This is a genomic window from Fretibacterium fastidiosum, assembly GCF_964642095.1.
Classification (GTDB): domain Bacteria; phylum Synergistota; class Synergistia; order Synergistales; family Aminobacteriaceae; genus Fretibacterium; species Fretibacterium fastidiosum.
The window spans coordinates 1,693,264-1,712,901 of sequence record NZ_OZ209244.1; the positions used below are offsets into that span (position 1 = coordinate 1,693,264).

Below are 19,638 nucleotides of genomic sequence, written 5' to 3' on the forward strand. Positions count from 1 at the left end.
GGGCCATGTCCCTGTCCGTCCGCCAGGTGCTCCAGCGGGTGAGCGAAGGGACGATGAGCGTCGAGGACGCGCTGCTGCACGTGAAGGAAAAGCCCTTCGAGGACCTGGGCTTCGCCAAGGTGGACCTGCACCGCAGGGTCCGCCAGGGTGCGGCGGAGGTCATCTACGGCGCGGGCAAGACGCCGGAGCAGATAGTGGGCATCCTGGAGGCGATGCGGCGGAACGGACAGGGGCCCGTCCTCATCACGCGCCTGTCGCCGGAGGCCGCGGAGGCCGTCGGCCGGTCCTGCGCGCTGGACTACCACGAGGAGCCCCGCGTCGGCATCGTGGGAGACCTGCCGCAGCCCGATGGGATCGGGCGCATTATTGTGGCCACGGGGGGGACCAGCGACATCCCCGTGGCGGAGGAGGCCGCGCTGACGGCCGAGGTGCTGGGCAGCGAGGTGCAGCGGCTCTACGACGTCGGCGTGGCGGGTCTCCATCGCACCCTCTCCCACCTGGAGGACATCATGAGCGCCAGCGTCCTCATCGCGGTGGCGGGCATGGAGGGGGCCCTGGCCAGCGTGCTGGGCGGCCTGGCGGAGTGTCCGGTCATCGCCGTGCCCACCAGCGTGGGCTACGGGGTGTCCTTCGGCGGTCTGGCGGCGCTCCTCGCGATGCTGAACTCCTGCAGCAGCGGCGTGACGGTGGTCAACATCGACAACGGCTTCGGGGCGGGGTACTGCGCCAACCGAATCAATCACATGGGCGTTAAGAGATGAAATAGCGGGGCCAGGCCCCGCTATCTTTCATCCTGTCTTCTTCTGTCCCGCTCGCCCTCCGGCCCGCAGCCCGTTCCCCAGTTGGGGGTGAGGCGTTTGCGGCGGTCCACGCCGCCGGGGGCGCCTTTGTCGCTGACGCGGCGCTCCTTCTCCATGGAGGGGTCGTAGATGACGCAGCAGGCGCGCCCGCTGTGCTTCGCCTGGTAGAGGGCCAGATCGCTCCGGTGGATGAGGTGGTCGATGGCCGAACCGGTCTCGCTCTCGGTCGTCTTGGTGATTCCACCGCTGATGGTGAGGTTCGCCATTTTATCGGAGCTGTGGAAGTAGGCGGCCATGTCCTGAATGAATTGGTCCACCCGTCCCTTGAGGTCCTCCACCGACAGGTCCCCAAAGAACACCATCATGAACTCGTCCCCGCCCAGTCGGGCGATGAAAGCGTCCGGGAAGGTGTGCTGCATCATCTCAGCGGTGGCGGCGAGCGCCGCGTCGCCCGTCTGGTGCCCCCAGGTGTCGTTGACCTCCTTAAAGTGGTCGAGGTCCAGGTAGACGCAGATGACGTGTTCCTCGTCCTGGTGGGACTGCATGTAGTTCTGGAAGTACCAGCGCGAGGCCAGACCGGTGAGGGCGTCCTGCCGGGCGATCTCCAGGAGCTGCTGCTGAAACTTCAACTCCTTCGTCATGTCCCGTGCGACGCTGACGGTGCCGATGATCGTACCGTCCTCGTCGAAGATGGGGGTCTTGTAGGTCTTCAACCGGCGCAGGCCCTCCGGTCCCCTGACCTCCTCGTCGAAGACACAGGTCTTTCCCTGACGGATGACCTCTTTGTCCGTCTCGGGGCAGGCGTACTCGTCCTTCGCCCCCTCATCTTCCGGCATCCTCCAGATGTAGTAGTGTCCGCGTCCCTGGATTTCCTCTTTCGTCTTCCCGACGAGCTGGCAGAAGGCGTCGTTGACCTTGACGTGGGCGCCCTTCAGGTCCTTGTACCAGATGAGGTCCGGCAGGGGATCGATGGTCTGATTCAGCTGATTTTGAGCTGTCCAGAGGTCCTTCTCCGCCTGGATCTCCCGCAGGATGCGTTGAAAACGAAAACGCAGCATCGCGGGGGAGAGAGGCTTTACCCACACGTCGTCCCACAGTGCCAGGTCCTTTTCGGACAGGTTCTTCGGACGGGAGGTGCAGAGGATACGCTTTGCACCCCCATCAATGGACGCGCACAAATCTCCCTCCGAGAGCCCCGCGCTCTCGTCGAGGATGACGATCTGGCGATCCCTCCGAGGCAGACCTCCCAGCGGCTTCAAGGGCTGGAAGTAGTGGATGAAGCGCGGAAGCGGCGCCACCCCCTTCAGGACGCTCAGGGAAACGTCGTCAAGCCCGTAGCAGCTGATGATGAGCTTGCAAGAGTACAATCCTGCTCCGCCTCCTTAAAATTTGTCCGAAAGTTTTTCGCGGTTCATGATTACCGACCAACTTGCACGTTGATTTATTATTATGCCAGATATCTCGAAAAAAGCAAAAAGACACCGTCGGGAACCTGTTGTTCGTGGCGCGGCGTCCCCCTGGAGGTCGATCTTTGAGATTGCTGGAACGGCTGCTCGTGCGAGGGCGGAGATGAGCACGAACGGGCGGGTTTTGCTTGACAAACTGATGCGGCGGAATTACAATTTTTAGGAGGGGAATTGTATCGTCACTTTGTAAAATTCTGGAGGAGGACTCTTTATGTCTATTCGTGGAAAACTGCGCTTGATCGCAGGAGCAATTTTCCTGGTGATCCTCTTGATGACCAGCGTGACTTACGTTCGATCGGGAGCAATGCTCGACAGTTTTCTGAAGAGTTCTGGCACCGAAATTGCAGTTGGGGCTGCAAACATCGTCCAGGGTGAACTTAACCGCTACATCGCTACCATAAACGTTGCTGCAGCCGCCATGCGCCAATCCTACATCGACGCAGAGAACCCTGATGCCGGGGCAAGGAACGTTGAGGCGATCTGCGAAAAGATTCTGAAGAACGCTGAGGACAAGAACATCCTGAACCTCTACCTGGCGCTCGAGTCCACCGGGTTATTGGCCATCGCAAGCTCCGAGGGCAAGTGGGTGGCCCCGGCGGGGTATGACGCCCGGACGCGGGGTTGGTATCAGCAGGCTGTGGCCGACCGCGGGGCGACCAAGTTCAGCGCTCCCTATGTCGAGGCTGCTTCAGGGAAGCTGGTGATTGCAGCCACAAAGGCCGTTTATGACGACTCCGGCAAACTGGTGGGCGTGGCATCTATTGAGGTGGATTTGGACAAGCTGAGCGCTTTTGTGGTTAGCCAGAAGGTCTTCGGTCAGGGATCGGGCGCCCTCGTGCAGAAGGACGGCACGTTCATTGCCCACAGCAACAAGGACTACGTTTTGAAGGCCAACCTCCTCAATGGGCAGGAGTTCGATGCGTCCGTCCATCAGTTTGCGGTCAAAGTCGTGGGCGGTGGGACGGGCTTCGCAGACTACCTCAACAACGGGGAAAGGCGGCGCGTCTTTTACGCGCCTGCAGGCCACGACTTCTTCTTTATCGTGTTCTTCCCGATATCGGTGATTCACTCGATGGTGCATGGCCTGACGGTCTTCCTCGTCCTCATCGCTGCGGCGGCGCTCCTCGTCATCGGCTTTCTCATCTTCGCCATCATGCGCAGCCTCTCCCGCTCCCTCAAAGGCATGAGTGCTGCGACGGTCGAACTGGGCAGGGGCGACCTGACGGTCCGCTTCGACGAGACGGGACGCGACGAGTTGTCGGGCATGTCCAGGGAGCTCAACGCGATGATCGCTTCCGTGTCCGAAACGCTTCGCAACATCCGGATCGAGGCTGACGAAACCTCGAGACAGGCCGATACTCTTGCGGCCCTGTCCGAGGAGACCCTCGCATCGATGAAAGAGGTTTCGGCTTCCATCGAGCGCGTCAACGGCGTCGTCAGCTCCGCCTCCTCCGCGACGGAGGAGACCCGTGCATCCGTCTCGGAGATTGCCGACAGCGCTCAGTCCAGCGCACAGAGCGCTACCGAGAGCGCCGAACAGGCTTCCCGCGTGGCGGACGTCTCCAAGAACGCCGTGGATGAGGTCGGGGCCGTCGTCACGGGCATGAGGGAGGCAAAGGACAAGTCCAGCCATAGCATCGCCCAGATTCAAGAGCTTGGGGAGTCGGTCAACGCGATATCCTCCTTCGTGACCACGATCACCTCCATCGCCGATCAGACGAACCTTCTCGCCTTGAACGCCGCCATCGAGGCCGCGAGGGCGGGAGAAGCGGGGCGGGGATTCGCCGTCGTCGCCGAGGAGGTGCGCAAGCTGGCCGAGGAATCGGCTCATGCGGCTCAGGAGATCGAGAAGTTGATAGCGGGCCTTCAAAAGCACTCTGAAAGCTCCGTCGAGGCGACGAAGGAGACGGAGAAGCTCCTGATCGAGACATCGGCGACGGCGGAGGTGACGCAGCAGAAGCTGAACGGCGCCATGGACGCCATTGCCCGTCTGAACGATGCCATTCAGAACATCGCCGCGATATCCGAGGAGCAGGCCGCCTCTTCCGAGGAGATGACGTCGGCCATACAGCACGTCGCAGACGCCAATCACGGCGTGGTTGAGGCCGCCGATTCGATTCAAACCGCGACCCGCGAGACGACCAGGGCCGCCGAATCCATCGCCGGCGCCGCACAGGGCCTGGCCTCCACGGCGGAGAAGCTGCAGGGCTTCATCGGCTCGTTCTTCCTCGAAAAACAGGGCGATATCGTTCCGAAAAAAAATCGATGACGTCCGAATCCTGAAGCGAGGCCCCCGACGGGCTAAAAAAGTCCGTCGGGGGCTTTTTCATCTGCTGAAGCGCCAACCTTCACCTGGATGGCCCGCGGCGCGGACGCTCCCCGCCTTCGGCCCCGGGAGGCCTGAAAGCTGCTTCCACGAGGCTTGGGGCGGTTGCATTTAGCCGGTTGATCTGTTAATTTAGTATGAAGAAGGGAGGGATTTTGGAATGCAGAGCAACTTTTTGAGCCCCGCGGAGGTCGCGGAGCTGGTTGTGGGCGTGGGGCAGCGGAAGGCGGAGATGTCCGTGACGAACCAGCTGATCCTCGGCGTGATGGCGGGGGCGTTCATCGCGTTTGGGGCGGCCGGGTCCTGCGTCGCCGTCCACACGGTGGAGTCCGCCGGAGTGGCAAAGGCCCTGGCGGGCGCGCTCTTCGCCGCAGGGCTCATCATGGTGGTGGTGGCGGGGGGCGAGCTCTTCACGGGGAACTCCCTCATGCTCATGGCCCTGGCCGAGGGGCGGATCTCCCCGTGGCAGCTCCTGCGCAGCTGGCTCGTCGTCTACGCCGGGAACTTCGCGGGCGCGCTTCTCACCGCCGGGTTGGTGTGCCTGTCCGGGCAGTGGGGGATGTCGGGGGGGCTCTTGGGGGCCTCGGTCATCAAGACGGCCGCCGGCAAGACGGCCCTGTCCTTCCAGAACGCCTTCTTCCTGGGCATCCTCTGCAACTGGCTGGTCTGCCTTGCGGTGTGGATGAGCTTCGCCGCGCGGGACATCGCGGGCAAGGTGCTGGTGATCTTCTTTCCCATCTGGATCTTCGTGACGTCGGGCTTTGAGCACAGCGTGGCCAACATGTACTACATCCCCGCAGGCATCCTGGCCGCGGCGGACCCGGCCCTGGCGGAGCGGGCAGCTTCCGTCGGGCTGTCGCCGGAGGCCCTGGCGAACCTGAACTGGGGCGCCATGCTTCAGGCGAACCTCCTGCCCGTTACCCTGGGTAACGTTGTGGGCGGCGGCGTCCTCGTGGCCTTGGCCTGCTGGTTCGTCTACCGGCGGGACAAGCGGTAGGGCCGAAGACAACGCAAAAGGGGCCGGAACGCTCCGGCCCCTGAAAATTGAAAAATCCCCGCATGTACCGTGTCCTGAAAGTCTTGACCCGCTCCCATAACGAATGGGACTGTCTCGCCTCAGTTCAGTCAGCGTAAGCCGTCATCCCCGACGAGAACGTTCGTCCCCGCTGGAATCGAGTGTTGGCTCAAGACATTATCACGATCACGCATACCGCAGGGGTATTGCGTTCCATCACGCTGTTATTATATCAGAAAATCCACGAAAATCTCCCTGGAACACCCTTAGGGCCTCAAGAAACATGGGGTAACTCGCGAGTGCTGTCGGGGGCAACCGGGCTTGGTTCAGGGGAGGCAATCCTATTAAACGCGAATTGGTATCAGGCACCAGGGGGGATCATACGTTTGAGTGTCCTCAACGACCTGGCCGGTGTTCCCCTCCGCGAGGTTGACGGTTTTTCCGTGCGGGGGCGCGCTCGATTCCTGCCTTCTGCGGAATGAGCCCGCCTGTCGGCACGCTATAATAACGGTCGGCCCCGCGTCCTGCCCAAAACGGCGGCGGGGTTTTTCGGAAAGCTAAGATGTCGGACGAGACGAATGAACGCGAATTGAGGAGGCTGTGACGATGACCTTGAAGCTCTTCAGGCGTGCCAGGATCTACACGCCCACGTTGGGGGCCGCGCCGGCGGCGGGAGCGGAGCAGGGACGGATCCGTTCCGTTGAGGACGGCGCCTTCCTGGTGGAGGACGGACGCTTTGCGGCGGTGGGGAGCGCTTCGGAGGTGGAGGGAAGCCTCTCCGGACGGACGCCGGACCAGGAGTTCGACCTGGGAGGGGCGGCGGTGGTGCCGGGTCTGGTGGACCCGCACACCCACGCCTGTTTTGCCGCGCGGCGGGAGGCCGAGTTCTCCATGCGTCTGGCGGGGAGGCCCTACCTGGACATCCTGAAGGCGGGCGGCGGAATCCTTTCCTCCGTGCGCGCCGTGCGCGCTGCCTCGGAGGAGGAGCTCTTCTCCTTCTCCCGAGACCTGCTTCGGCGGACGCTCCACTACGGGACCACGACGATCGAGATCAAGAGCGGGTACGGCCTGGACCTGGACTCGGAGCTGCGCATGCTGCGCGTCATCGGGCGCCTGGGGCGTGAGACGGTGCAGACGGTGGTGCCGACGTTCATGGGGGCCCACGCCGTGCCGGAGCCCTTCAAGTCGGACCCGGATGGCTACGTGCGGCTGCTGACGGAGGAGATGCTGCCGGCCGTAGCGGAGCAGGGGATCGCCCGCTTCTGCGACGTGTTCTGTGAGGAGGGGGTCTTCTCCATCGAACAGAGCCGCAGGATCCTGCTGAGGGCGCGGGAGCTGGGCCTTGGACTCAAGATCCACGCGGACGAGGTGAACGACCTGGGCGGCGCGTCCCTGGCCGGCGAGCTCCGGACCGCCTCCGCGGAGCACCTGTTGGCGGCCTCCGACGAGGGAATCCGGGCCATGGCGCGGGGTGGGGTCGTGGCGGACCTGCTGCCCGCCACGGCCTACAGCCTTCGGAAGCCCTTCGCCCGCGCGCGGAAGATGATCGAGGAGGGGGTCCCCGTGGCCCTGGCGACGGACCTGAACCCCGGCTCCTGCTACTGCGAGTCCATGGCCTTCGTCATCAGTCTGGCCGTCATGGAGATGGGACTGACCCCGGAGGAGGCGCTGACGGGCGCGACCCTCAACGCCGCCTGGTCCCTGGGGATGCAGCAGGAGGTGGGCTGCATCGAGCGCGGCAGGATGGCGGACTTCCTGGTGCTGGACGGGGAGACGCCCGCGACGTTTGCCTACCTGTCCGGAGCCCGGCCCATCCGCTCCGTCTGGAAGCTTGGGGAGCGCGTAGCGTGATCCCTGCCCGATGCGGCGCAGGCGGCCTGTAAGGGTCATGCGATTTCATTTTTCGGGGCTGCGCGCCCGGTCGCGGGCGCTCTGCCTCGCGGCAATCCTTTTTCTGGCGATCCCCTGCAGAGCGGAGGCCGTGACGCGCGGCGCCTTTCTGGCGGCGCTGCTGGACGCTCGGGGGCTCTCCTCGAACGTCCCCGTGGGGAAGAACGCCGTCGCCTTCGTGCAGGAGACGGGGATCGTGACGGATGGGATAGGGGGCCCGAACGCCCAGGTGACGCGCCGTGAGGCCCTGCGCTGGTGCATCCAGTCTCTGGGGCTGGCCTTTGAGGCGGGAGCGCTGTCCGACGTGTCGGCGGGGTTCTCGGACGAGAAGGCGCTCACGCCCTTCGAGCGGGGCTGCCTCGCCGTGGCGGTGAACATGACGCCGGCCCTCCTGTCGAGGGACCGGAGCTTCCGTGGTGCCCAGCGCTTGACGGAGAAGGAGATGCGCTTCCTTCTGGATCGGGTGAGCCAGGCCAGTGAGGGACTGAGCCTGGAGGTGACGCTCACGCCCGTGGAGGGCCTGACGCTCCTGTTGCACCGGGATGGGGTTCCTACGGGCGTGCCGCGTTGGCGCGTCTATGCCGACGGCTTCGAGGACAAGGCGGCGGCGGAGTCGGCTCAGGCGTTCTTCAAGTCGAAGGGCTTTGAGATGTCGATGCTCCAGCCGCAGTACGAGTGGTTTCTGCGCTCCCCCGTGCTGGAGGATTATGGGGCCGCGCGGCGCCTGGCGTCCCTGATCCGGCAGCGAAAGCTTGCCGTGTGCCTCCTTCCCTCCGTCTCGAACTCCAACACGGATATCCTGCCGCGCTACTGGGCCCTGCTGACCATCGACCCCGGCCTCTGGCGAATGGTCCCTGCGGCCTCGTCCGAGGGGCCCGCTGCGCTGACGCCCCTCAGCCGGATCGTGAAGGACAACGGCCTGAGCGCCGCCATCAACGCGGGGTTCTTCGCCGTGACGGGGCGCAGGCAGGGGTACCCCATCGGCCTCCTGAGGCGGGACGGCGCGGAGGTGCACAAGCTCTACAACGGACGCGGCTGCCTGGGCTGGAACGACGAAAACGAGGCCGCCTTCGGCCTGCCCTCCCTGGTGAACGGGGAGCTGGTGGGCGCGGGAGGGGAGAGCTGGAGCGACATGCCCTTCGCCATCCAGGCCGGACCCCTTCTCCTGAGCGACGGCGTCGTGCAGGGAAACGATGAGGGGTTCTCCAATTCGCTGCTCTCCGCGCGCCACCCGCGCTCCGTGGTGGGGCTGACGGCGGATGGGGAGTGGTTCTTCCTGGCGGTGGACGGCCGCAACGGGCTGCACGCCGCGGGCGCTACGATGAGCGAGCTGACGGACATCCTGCGCTCCTATGAGGTCCCCTACGCCCTCAACTTGGACGGCGGCGGGTCCACGGAGCTCATCGTGAAGGGCCGGCTCTTCACCTTCCCGTCGGAGGGCAGGGAGCGTCCCATCAGCTACGCCCTGGGGGTGGTGCCCGCCCCCCGGTGAGCCGGCTTCGCGACGCGAAACGCAGGACGAAATCGTGGCAAAGACAAACGCCGAGCGAGGCGTTATGTGCTAGAATAGCAAGAATCGAACGGGACGGTGCTGCGGTTGTAAGCCCCGTTACTTTGAAGGAAAGTGGAGTGTTCTAATGAAGAAGTTGCTGTTGTGCGCGCTGCTGATGGGCCTGCTGGCTGTTACCGTTTCCCCGGCGCTGGCCTGGGAGAAGCAGAAGGACCTTGGTCAGGACCACGTGAAGATGAAGTGGTACCTCCTGGACTACGGCGTGAAGGATAACGTCCCCTTCGCCATCGCCCGGAAGTACTACACGAACACCTCGATCAAGAGCCAGACGGTGGACCTCCTGATGTCCAAGTACAACATCTCCCCCGAAGTGGCCGGCAGCCTGTATTTCACGGAGTACGGCTACGAGTACACGCCGGACGGCAAGCAGTTCGCGGTGACCTACCTGCGCCACTACGACATGCTGGGCAACGAGATATACGCCACCGTCTACGACGGATCGAGCGATGCCCTGAAGAAGGTCTTTGCCAACGTGGACCCGAAGTCCACGCCGGGCAAGGGCGCGGCCTACGCCCTGGGCAAGAAGCCGGCGGCCGAGAAGCAGCCGGCCGCCGCCAAGAAGGCACCGGCCAAGCGCCCCGCCAAGAAGGTCAAGGTGAAGAAGTAGGCGACGCCGAGGCCCTGCCTCGGTCGAACCCCAACTCCATCCAAAACGACAAGGGCCGCGGGAGACCGCGGCCCTTGTCGTGCGCTGCGGTTTAGAGGGTGTTTGCCGTCAGGGCCTGGTCCCAGCCGTTTTTTCTGACGTAGAGGATCAGCAGGACGGAGCAGAGCAGCCAGCCCGCGGGGTAGCTGAGGGCGATTGGGGTGATCGAGTCCGTCAGGCGCGAGGCGACGAGGAGGTAGACCTGGCGAAACAGGACGAAGGAGCCCAGCATGAAGTACATGGGGGTCCTGGCGTTTCCGACGCCGCGCAGCGCTCCGCCGTAGATGATGTAGACGACGTTCAGGAGGTCGAAGACGCTGTTGAGGCGCAGGAAGAGCACCCCGTAGCGGAGGACCTCATCGTCCCGGTTGAACAGGGCGACCATCCATGGGGCCGAAGCGTAGATGACGGCGACGATGAGGGCGGTGATGCCTGCGGAGATGCCCAGGCTGGCGCGCACTCCGGCGCGGACGCGATCCGGGCGCAGCGCTCCCGCGTTCTGTCCCGTGAAGGTCGTGACGGCCATGCCCATGCTCTGAATCGGCAGGAAGACGAAGGCGTCGATCCTGATGTAGATGCCCCACCCCGACGCGCTGGCGGCGCCATAGGCGTTGATGTAGCCCTGGACGAAGACGTTGGAGAAGGAGGTGAGGGCCAGCTGAACGCCCGACGGCAGCCCCAGGTCGAGAATCCTTCGCAGGATGTGCCGGTCCACGCGCATCTCGCCCCAGGTTATGCTGTGGCATTCCCTGCTGCGGAACAGGAGACGAAAGACGACGAGGCCTGAGACGAGCTGCGACAGGATCGTGGCCCACGCGACGCCTGCGACGCCCGCCTTGAAGGAGATGACGAACAGGAGGTCCAGCGCGATGTTCAGGACGGAGGAGAGAATCAGGAGGAACAGGGGGCGCAGGGAGTCCCCCACCGCGCGCAGGATGGCGGAGCCCATGTTGTAGAGCATCAGCCCGATCAGGCCCAGCATGTAAATTTGAAGGTACGTCGCGGCCTCCGGCATGATGGAGGCCGGGGTGTTCATGAAGCGCAGGAGTGCGGGCGTCGCCACATACCCTGCGGCGGACAGGACCAGCGACAGGACGACTGTGGCAACGACGGCGGTATGAACGGCCCGGCGCAGGTTGAGCACGTCCCCGGCCCCGAAGTACTGTGCGATGACGACGCTGGCCCCCATCGTCATCCCGATGAAGAGGCTGATGAAGGTAAAGACGATGGGAACGGTGGACGTGACGGCGCCCAGCGCGTCCGCGCCGACGAAGTTGCCCACGACGACGCTGTCCACCGTGTTGTAGAGCTGTTGAAAGATGTTCCCCACGAAGAGCGGCACGGCAAAGTCCACAAGCTGCCTCCAGATCACGCCCTCCGTCATGTCCATGACGGTCCTGCTCGGCATCTTCGTCCTCTCAAGGAATGGATTGGGGACGCCCTGACCGCCCCCTCCGTTTCATTATAGCCTGCAAACGGGAAAGGACAAGGGGCGTCCCCACGGACGGCCCGGCGCCGGCCGGTCCCTGAGCGGCGGGCGCCGGCGAAGGGCCTCAGGGAGGGAGACGGCGCGCGGTCAGCTCGCTTCCGCTGGAGCGTCAAGCCACGCGGCGATCCTTTCGGCGTCCGCCCGACGGACCCTCAGCCCCTTGTGGACGTGTCCGCGACAGGCGGCGGCGATGTCTCGAACGCCCCTTTCCGGGCCCGTCATGCTGCTGGTGCAGAAGGGGTAGACCTCCTTTCCGCTGAGGTCGCAGGCCTCCAGGAAGGAGATCACGGCCATGGGACACGTCCCGAACCAGACGGGCCATCCCAGCAGGACCCGATCGTAGGGCGCGGGGTCGGGGGGCATGACGGCGAGGCGCGGCCGTTCGCCGGACTTGAACTCGCGCCGTCCCTCGAAGAGGGTCTTGAAGTAACTCGGCGGGTACGTCTTGTCCACCTTGATCTCGAAGAGGTCCGCGCCCTCCAGCAGGGATGCGATCTCCTCCGCGGCCTTCCTCGTCCTTCCGCTCTTGGAAAAGTAGACGATCAATGTCTTCATGAATCAGACCTCCCATAGAAGATTGATAGAAACTGCTGGCTCCTCACTGTTCTATGTGGGTAAGGAACTATTCTGTCAAATGTAACTGTCCGGCGACGAGGTAAATCATATCACTGAAGATCTGTTTGTTTCGATACCCCCGTGCCTTCGCTTTTGCCGCCTGCACCAGGCTGTTGGTCCCCTCAAGAACCGCATTGTTGACCTGAGAGGTAAACCATTGCAGAATCCCCTCCCATTTACCCACACATAATAACGAGGAACCAAAAGAAGGGGGTTGCCCCGGAGTGGTTGGTCAGGGCAGCTCGGAAGAGTAGTCGCCCTCAGTAGCCATCGAAAGCCGGGGCCCGACATCAGACGATCTGGAGAAAAACCAACACTGCCATGACTGTGACGTAGAGCCCCCCCGACAAACAAGCACAGTGCATGCGGCGGCGAATCGTACCGGACACCTCCAGCATCCAGATGGCCTCCCTTCGGGTCATCCCCGTAAGCGAATACCTTCGGTTCCTCCGTCTCTGCGCCCACCACGCCCATGCGTGCGTAAAGAAAGAAAAAACAAAGAAAATCATGCAGAAAAACAAAAGATAACCGCAGAATGTCTCATAAAATTCAAAGTATCCTGAACTTGAGGTAAGGAAGTAAAGGCCCAGCAGAAGACAACCGAAGACAGCGAAAAGGGACCGTATCGCCCGTCTGCCCAGCCGACTCCTTTGGTATTCCAGCGTTTCTCCGAGGGAAAGCACTCGCGACTCGCCGATTTCCGGTTCGCCCTCAGGGCGATCGGGCCTCGGCGGAAAGCTCCTGACGCAAAAGAGATAGGGGCCTGTGACGAGGAGCATGGCGAGGTATCCCCAGAGCAACGACATAAAAATGCAGCCCAACCCATCCCCCAGGTGGCCGAAGTACGCGAAGGTGGTCGCGACGTTCAGCAGGACCAAAAGGAAAAAAGAAAAAAACAGAACGATGTTCTTGACATAGGCTTTTTTTGTGCGCGCTTTTCTCGTTTTCATGAGTCCTCTCCTCTCGTTCCGAGTCAAGAGCGGTCCCCTGCTCCCTCAGCACGGCATGGCAGCAAAAAACACGCAAGGAGAAACAAAATCACGGCTCCGTTCAGGGCACTGCATCCGCCGCCGCGCCTTTCGTCCCCCTGGTCGCTGCTGCCCGAACCACCCGTCACCTTGACGACGAAACTCCCCGTCGCCCTCACGCCGTCCTTCCGCTCGAAGCCGTAGGCAATTCGATACCGGCCCTCCGTCCGGGGATGGAAGTCCGCCGTCAGGGCCAATCTGTCCGCCGAAAGACGCGCGCCGTCTATTGTGGCCTCGGCCTCGTTCCGCCCCTCCTCGGCCGACAGCAGGGATGCGGACAACACGTGCCGCTCCACCGCATTGGCAAAACGGAAGGCGAGCGAGACGCTCCTTATGCCCTCAACCAGGGACGTCCCGCCGGGACCAAGGGGCCTGCCATCAACGAGGACGGCGGAGACCCCCGGCGGCAGGGGAACGGGCTCCTCGGGATCGGGCGTCTCCGGGCCTCTCGGAGGACGCCCCGGCCTTCCCGGGCCGCCTCCGCCACTGCCGCCATCACCGTCATCCCCCGGATCCGTATCGACGTCGTCATCTCCGCCGGGGTCGCCTCCGGGAATGGGCCTGGGCTTGCTTCCCGCATCGTCTCCGGGTTTCCCCGGCTGAGAGCCCGGACCTTCCCGCCGTATGACCTTCACCGTAATGGTCCTGCCAATCCTGTCCGGATACACGTCGCTGCTCAGGGTCAGCGTAAAGGTCCCGGGCCTCAGCGTCCTGACCGTACAACCCGTCGCATCCTGCCGGACGAGTCGCGCCACCTGGTCGGGGCCACGCCTGCTCCAGCTGGCCGTTGAATCGTACCCCTCCGGCAAGCGCAGCGTTCCCTCGAAAAATATCTCCTCGTTCTCAAACACCGTGTGGCCGGACTGCACAAAGCCCGCTCCCGCAAACACAGGCTGCACGACGCTCAGGGCGAGCGTCCTCCGTTGGGCCTCCACCAGGCGTATCAGCGCCGGCGGAACGGCGTTGCAGACCTGCAGGCGACCGCTGGAAGAGCCGTAATCCCGGTCGGTAATCACGCGAACGACATTGTAGCGCCCTTCGGGGTCCGGAAGTATCCTGAATTTATCGCTGTTGTCCACGCTCCAGGCAAAATACTTCGCCATCATCGTGCCAAGCTCCCCGGGAGTGATGTCGGCGCTGTACTCCGTCTCGATCCCCTCGAGGATGTGCTGTGGACCCTCGATGTCCCCGATGCTCAGGATTGGCAGCGTCATGTGCGCACACACAGGATCAGGGGCACGGGCCGTTTCGGGGTCGTAGATCACGTCGAACGTCACCTGGTCCATCCTCCTGAACGGCTCCGTGACCGCATCCCCCCAGAAGGGCGACTTTCCCTCCAAGTCGAAGCTCCCCTCCGGGTCGTTGGGTTTCGACAGGCGGGTGACGTACGCGCCGCCGTCATTGTCAGCGGTCGTGACCACCTGGTAGTGTCCCAGTTCGTTGCAGAACACTTCCCCGGTGTAGATGCCGTCCCGATCGGCGAGGTCCGGCGCAACGCCGTCGTCCCTCATGTGTATGCTCTCGCTCCATCCGGCCGGATGGATGACCCTGGCAACGACTGAGAGCCCCGTAAGGAGTTCCTCGCCCTCATATGTGCTGCACTGGAGCCGAAGCCGTTTTCCGTTCTCGGCGGAGTTGAAGACGCCCCCGGATACGCCGGCCGCCTCCAAATGATGGAACAGTGCCCCCCGATAACCCCGCCCGCCTTCTTCCTCTTGCCGGACGGAGACTTCGTCTTTTCCGACGGCGTCCCGTTTGCCATCCTCATCCAAAGTTTCTCCGGCCTCCAGCCCTCTCGATTCGCCAACGATATAGAAGGAGACCTGTGCCTCTTTGTATCCAGCCCCCTCGCACTCCAGGCGCCAATACCCCACCTGGGAGGGTTTCACCTTCACGCGGACATTCAAATTGTTATCCATCCCGGTAATCATGCCCCCAATGGGGAACCTTTTTCCGCCCGGCGCCACCAACGTGCATTGCAGAGACCTTCGATAGGGATTGACGATATTGATGAAAGCCGAAAAAGCGCCGATCCGGCTGTCCAGAAGGAAGGGCGAACTTGTGAGCCTTTCGCCCCGCACCTTCGCATCCCTTTTCTCCTGTATGGCCTCCGGCATCGAAGGGCCGGCCTCTCCTGCGACGGAATCCGGACTTCTCCATTGGGTGTTGCTCTGTACTGTCCGGGGAGGCGAGGTTCCGAGGGCCGAATGGCCGGAGAAAACATCCCCAAAGTCGTCGGCGCACAAAAGCTGCAGGTGCCCGTTCCAGGGGTTCAGCAGCAGGTAGGGCTCCTCCTGAAAGGAGCGCCACGGGGCATTGCCGATATAGCGGATCCTCTCCGGCGAGAGGGGAACAGAACTCTTACGGACATAGCCCCCGGTCTCACGGCTCAAGCGCTGGTAGAGCTCGATGCTGCGGTTCCTGAGGCTCACAAAAGACAGGGGGATAAAAAAGCTACGGCTCTTCGCGGCCAGGGCCTCGAAGGTCGTCTTTCCGGAGTGTTTCTCGGAGTCCTCCGGCTTCTGGGCGACGAGGACGACGATATCGCCCAGAAGAATGTGCCTGGCATCCATGTACGCTTGAAGGCGGTCGATGGCGTCCGACAGGACGTCATACAAGGGGATGTCGATACCCGTCTGAGTATCCTGAGGGCGCAGCAGGGTGCGCAGCTTGTTCTGCGTTTCCATACTCAATCCATCTCTGATGATGGCATTTTCCGGTAGAACCCCGCCTCCATTGGGTCCGTCTGCTATCTTTCGGAAAGGAACGACCTCATGAACACCGTCCCTGTCGAAGGTGAAGACGCCGACATCCGCCCCGGCCGGGATCGCCGTCAGCATCATGTCCACCAGGTTACATACCTCGGGGGTATAGGGCCAGGTCAGGCCAAATATAAATTCCAGTAGGTTTCCCGAGTTTTCGACCAGGATCATCCGGGCACGCTGATTCCTCGTGGTGCCCCACTCGATCTTCAGGTCGTCGATCGCGGGACTTTTCTCCCGGAACTCCGCCTCCGTCGAACCGATCCGAGGGAAGCCGTTCCTGTGGGTGATGTCGAAGCTGGCTGTGGGCTTCGCGGAGACGAGGTCCCTGTAGAAGCGGCGCTTGTAGGAGCGCAAAAGGGCCCAAGCAGGCAGCTCCTTGCTCACCAGCGTGCTCCAGCACGAGACGGTCCTGGGATAGAGCCTCCGCTGGGCCGTCTGATACTCCTCCGGGCACTTTGTGCCGTCGAAACCGTAGTGCTCGTCCGTAGAGAAGTTCAGCGCCATCGCTCTTTCATAAGGGAAGAGATTCCCATCTAGAGCAAATCCACTTATTTGATCCCTCATGATAGAATGCGCTGTATCAATAGATTGTTGCTCATCATCACTATATACAATGATATCTACCATATGGTCCCCTGTTCGAGGACTATTGGGATATATCCATCTCGGCCACCAATTAAAAGCATCTCCTTCATACTCGTCGAACAGTCCGTAGACGTAATGGCCGCACTCGTGGGCCAGCGTGTACCCCGTGTCGATCGGCCCTTGATCGGACGAGAAGTTATCGCGTCCCCCGAGAAACTCGCTGCTCATCTTGATGGCATGTTTGGGGCTGACAGCCTCCTGCCGGTAGGGGACGTAGGCCCCGGCCTCCGTCTCGGCATGGGTTTTTCCATTTTCATGGTAATTCTCCAGCCACCTGACATGAGCGAACTCCCTGTTCCCCTTGCCCTGCACGATCTTCACGCGGCCCAGGCGGTGCCGGCCGTTCGTCATCTCGTACACCGCCACGGACCAGTGCCGCATCGCCTCGGTAAAGGCGTCCCGGGAGGCGGTGTTCATGTACTCGAAGCTGTCTATCGTCATGTTGATGGGGCTGACCGTGTCGTACTCCTCGATCGCCGCGCCTGCCGGCGTGGCGCAGAGCGCCAGCCCCAACAGTGCACAGAACCCAAAAGCCCTTCTCATCGTATTCACCTCCATAACGTGCCACACGACTACACCACGCGGATCAGAACCCAGACGACATCCCAAGCCCCATCCTCCCGGCGCTTGACGCAGGGGATGCAGTACAGGCCACGGGGGGCGTAGATTCCTCCCAAGCCTTCCGTGGAAAGCACTTTGAAACGGTCGCCCTCCACAGTGAAATAACCTCCGGTAAAAAACATGGCCATGGGATTATACCCCGACTCGCCCAGAGGGACGCTGCCCAACTCGTAAACCTCCACGGCCCTCTTCACCTCGATATAGCGCACCCTGTCCGAGCTTGCGATCCCCTCCGGAACCTGCCCCGAGACGACGGCCCGCAGAACCGCAGGTCCCTCCTCGCCGGGGATTCTCACCTCCTTCGTCGCATCGTTTTCTCCATCCACACGGACGAACAGGCCGCCTTCCCTCAGTAAAAGCAGTGTGCCCGATCCATACTTGAAAAGCTCGTAGGAGGGCATTTCTTTGACAACCCCTTGCGGTATCCTCCCTTGCGGCACCCTCATCCCTTCAAGCTCTCCTACCAGAGCCACCATTGAATCATGGCGCCTGTCGCTCACCTTACCCATGAAACAAGGCGATCTATGAAGAAAATAACCTTTTGTAGCAACGTACCCGACAATTCCGCCGACCCAACGCTCTCCGGACACGCGGCCTACAACTCCGGAGAACCCTACCAAAGCAGTGTTCCAAACGTTCGCACAGGAGCTGGCGCTGGCCATCCCCCCCTCGCAGCCGCTCCATTTTCTGGACTCCCTAGCCCACCGGCCGATCAGACCACCGACCTCCTCCCTGCCCGTGACCTCGCCGCGGTAGAGGTTGAACTTACAAAAATTCCAATCGAGATAACCGGCCAGGCCACCCACGCGGTCCCTTCCCCGCACCGAGCCCGATACACCACAGTTTTCTATGCGCGTGTAATCTCCGTCGCCGACGAGCCCGCCGACGCAGTCCCGCCCCTCGACGTCCACGCTCTCCAGCGTGACGCTTGACAAACGCCCCTGTTCCATCACCCCGACGAGCCCCTGACCGTCGCGGTCCCCTCGGATCGTCAGGTTGGAGACGACGGCTCCGGTGCTCTCCAGATGTCCCGTGAAGGGGTTTTCCCTCGTCCCTATCGGCACCCAGTCCCGGCCCGACAGGTCGATGTCACTCGAGATATGGAAATGGGCCCCCTTCGCCCCCCCTCCGTTGACCTGTTTCGCCATCAGGGCCAGCTGCTCCGCCGTCTCGATCACGTAGGGGTCGCCCGGACCGCCGGAGCCCCCGGCAAAACCGCCCGCCGCATGGTCGATCCAGTACTCCCGCCCCGGAACCCGGACGAACTCCCAGTTGCCCCGGTCACGAAAGGTCAGGTACGTCACGGGCCACGCCATCAGCGCGGCGAACAGAAATACAATCGCTCTCCTCCTCAACATCGTCACCACCTTTTTCCTCACACCACGCGGATCAGAACCCAGACGACATCCCAAGCCCCATCCTCCCGGCGCTTGACGCAGGGAACGCAGTACAGGCCACGGGGGGCGTAGATTCCTCCCAAGCCTTCCGTGGAAAGCACTTTGAAACGGTCGCCCTCCACAGTGAAATAACCTCCGGTAAAAAACATGGCCATGGGATTATACCCCGACTCGCCCAGAGGGACGCTGCCCAACTCGTAAACCTCCATGGCCCTCTTCACGGCCCTCTTCACCTCGATATAGCGCACCCTGTCCGAGCTTGCGATCCCCTCCGGAGCCTGCCCGGAGATGACGGCCCGCAGAACCGCAGGCCCCTCCTCGCCGGGGATTCTCACCTCTTCTCCATCCACACGGACGAACAGGCCGCCCTCCCTCAAAAGCAGTGTGCCCCATCCATAGAAAAGCTCGTAGGAGGGCATTTCCTTAATAGCCTCTTGTGGTGCACCCTTAATCCCTCCTATCAGAGCCACCATTGAATCGTGGCGCCTGTCGCTCACCTTACCCATGAAGCTGGGATTTCTAAAAGAATTGTGTCTTTCAGTAATGTACCCGACAATTCCGCCGACCCAACGCTCTCCGGACACATGGCCCACAACTCCGGAGAACCCTATCAGGGTGGTTTTCCAAATATCTTGTACATTGGCGCTGGCCATCCCCCCCTCGCAGCCGCTCCACTTCCTGGACTCCCTCGCCCACCGGCCGACCAGACCACCGACCTCATCCCTGCCCGTGACCTCGCCGCGGTAGAGGTTGAACTCACAAAAATTCCAATCGAGATAACCGGCCAGGCCACCCACGCGGTCCCTTCCCCGCACCGAGCCCGATACACCGCAGTTTTCTATGCGCGTGTAATCTCCGTCGCCAACGAGTCCGCCGACGCGGTCTCGCCCCTTGACGTCCACACTCTCCAGCGTGACGCTCGACAAACGCCCATGTTCCATCACCCCGACGAGCCCCTGCCCGTCGCGGTCCCCTCGGATCGTCAGGTTGGAGACGACGGCTCCGGTGCTCTCCAGATATCCCGTGAAGGGGTTTTCCCTCGTCCCTATCGGCACCCAGTCCCGGCCCGACAGGTCGATGTCACTCGAGATATGGAAATGGGCTCCCTTCGCCTCCCCTCCGTTGACCCGTTTCGCCACCAGGGCCAGCTGCTCCGCCGTCTCGATCACGTAGGGGTCGCCCCAACCGCCGGAGCCCCCGGCAAAGCCGCCCGCCGCATGGTCGATCCAGTACTCCCGCCCCGGAACCCGGACGAACTCCCAGTTGCCCCGGTCACGAAAGGTCAGGTACGTCACGGGCCACGCCATCAGCGCGGCGAACAGAAATACAACCGCTCTCCTCCTCAACATCGTCACCACCTTTTTC

13 protein-coding genes and 1 pseudogene are annotated in these 19,638 nt (G+C 62.6%); 6 read left to right on the forward strand and 8 right to left on the reverse strand.

Features of this window, described 5'->3' with window-relative positions:
• Positions 1 to 5: 5 nt before the first annotated feature.
• Positions 6 to 761: a nickel pincer cofactor biosynthesis protein LarB gene (gene larB / locus ACK28C_RS07515; protein ID WP_015556348.1), complete on the forward strand. Its 756-nt coding sequence runs from the start codon at positions 6 to 8 to the stop codon at positions 759 to 761.
• Positions 762 to 781: 20 nt separating this feature from the next.
• Here the strand turns inward: larB and ACK28C_RS07520 are convergent, their stop codons facing one another.
• Positions 782 to 2,167: a sensor domain-containing diguanylate cyclase gene (locus ACK28C_RS07520; RefSeq protein ID WP_208872879.1), complete on the reverse strand. Its 1,386-nt coding sequence runs from the start codon at positions 2,165 to 2,167 to the stop codon at positions 782 to 784.
• 310 nt (positions 2,168 to 2,477) lie between these two features.
• Between ACK28C_RS07520 and ACK28C_RS07525 the strand changes: the two genes are divergently transcribed.
• The 5 genes from ACK28C_RS07525 to ACK28C_RS07545 all read left to right on the forward strand — a co-directional run bounded on the left by ACK28C_RS07525 (position 2,478) and on the right by ACK28C_RS07545 (position 9,674).
• Entirely contained in the window at positions 2,478 to 4,535 is a 2,058-nt protein-coding gene (locus ACK28C_RS07525; RefSeq protein WP_208872877.1) for a methyl-accepting chemotaxis protein, read from the forward strand.
• A gap of 217 nt (positions 4,536 to 4,752) precedes the next feature.
• Positions 4,753 to 5,589, forward strand: a complete 837-nt coding sequence (locus ACK28C_RS07530) for a formate/nitrite transporter family protein (protein ID WP_015556346.1) — start codon at positions 4,753 to 4,755, stop codon at positions 5,587 to 5,589.
• A gap of 624 nt (positions 5,590 to 6,213) precedes the next feature.
• Entirely contained in the window at positions 6,214 to 7,458 is a 1,245-nt protein-coding gene (gene hutI / locus ACK28C_RS07535; RefSeq protein ID WP_015556345.1) for an imidazolonepropionase, read from the forward strand.
• 37 nt (positions 7,459 to 7,495) lie between these two features.
• A complete protein-coding gene (locus ACK28C_RS07540; RefSeq protein WP_015556344.1) occupies positions 7,496 to 8,989 on the forward strand; it encodes a phosphodiester glycosidase family protein in 1,494 nt (497 codons plus the stop codon).
• A gap of 145 nt (positions 8,990 to 9,134) precedes the next feature.
• The gene (locus tag ACK28C_RS07545) at positions 9,135 to 9,674 is read left to right on the forward strand and encodes a hypothetical protein (RefSeq protein ID WP_015556343.1); all 540 of its coding nucleotides are present in this window, start codon (positions 9,135 to 9,137) and stop codon (positions 9,672 to 9,674) included.
• A 91-nt stretch (positions 9,675 to 9,765) separates the two neighbouring features.
• On the opposite strand, the pseudogene ACK28C_RS07550 reads toward ACK28C_RS07545, so the two are convergent.
• The 7 genes and pseudogenes from ACK28C_RS07550 to ACK28C_RS07580 all read right to left on the reverse strand — a co-directional run.
• A pseudogene (locus ACK28C_RS07550) lies at positions 9,766 to 11,130 on the reverse strand (MATE family efflux transporter); the annotation flags it as partial.
• A 159-nt stretch (positions 11,131 to 11,289) separates the two neighbouring features.
• Complete coding sequence (locus ACK28C_RS07555) at positions 11,290 to 11,757, reverse strand: flavodoxin (protein ID WP_015556342.1); 468 nt, start codon at positions 11,755 to 11,757, stop codon at positions 11,290 to 11,292.
• A 67-nt stretch (positions 11,758 to 11,824) separates the two neighbouring features.
• Positions 11,825 to 12,001, reverse strand: coding sequence for a transposase (locus ACK28C_RS07560; protein WP_208872873.1), 177 nt, complete (start codon positions 11,999 to 12,001; stop codon positions 11,825 to 11,827).
• 106 nt (positions 12,002 to 12,107) lie between these two features.
• Positions 12,108 to 12,767: a hypothetical protein gene (locus ACK28C_RS07565; protein ID WP_409152009.1), complete on the reverse strand. Its 660-nt coding sequence runs from the start codon at positions 12,765 to 12,767 to the stop codon at positions 12,108 to 12,110.
• A gap of 23 nt (positions 12,768 to 12,790) precedes the next feature.
• On the reverse strand, positions 12,791 to 16,798 hold the full coding sequence (locus tag ACK28C_RS07570) for a hypothetical protein (RefSeq protein ID WP_409152010.1): 4,008 nt from the start codon (positions 16,796 to 16,798) through the stop codon (positions 12,791 to 12,793).
• Positions 16,799 to 16,827: 29 nt separating this feature from the next.
• Positions 16,828 to 18,234: a hypothetical protein gene (locus tag ACK28C_RS07575; RefSeq protein WP_409152011.1), complete on the reverse strand. Its 1,407-nt coding sequence runs from the start codon at positions 18,232 to 18,234 to the stop codon at positions 16,828 to 16,830.
• Between the two features lie 17 nt (positions 18,235 to 18,251).
• Positions 18,252 to 19,622, reverse strand: a complete 1,371-nt coding sequence (locus tag ACK28C_RS07580; RefSeq protein ID WP_409152012.1) for a hypothetical protein — start codon at positions 19,620 to 19,622, stop codon at positions 18,252 to 18,254.
• Positions 19,623 to 19,638: the final 16 nt, after the last annotated feature.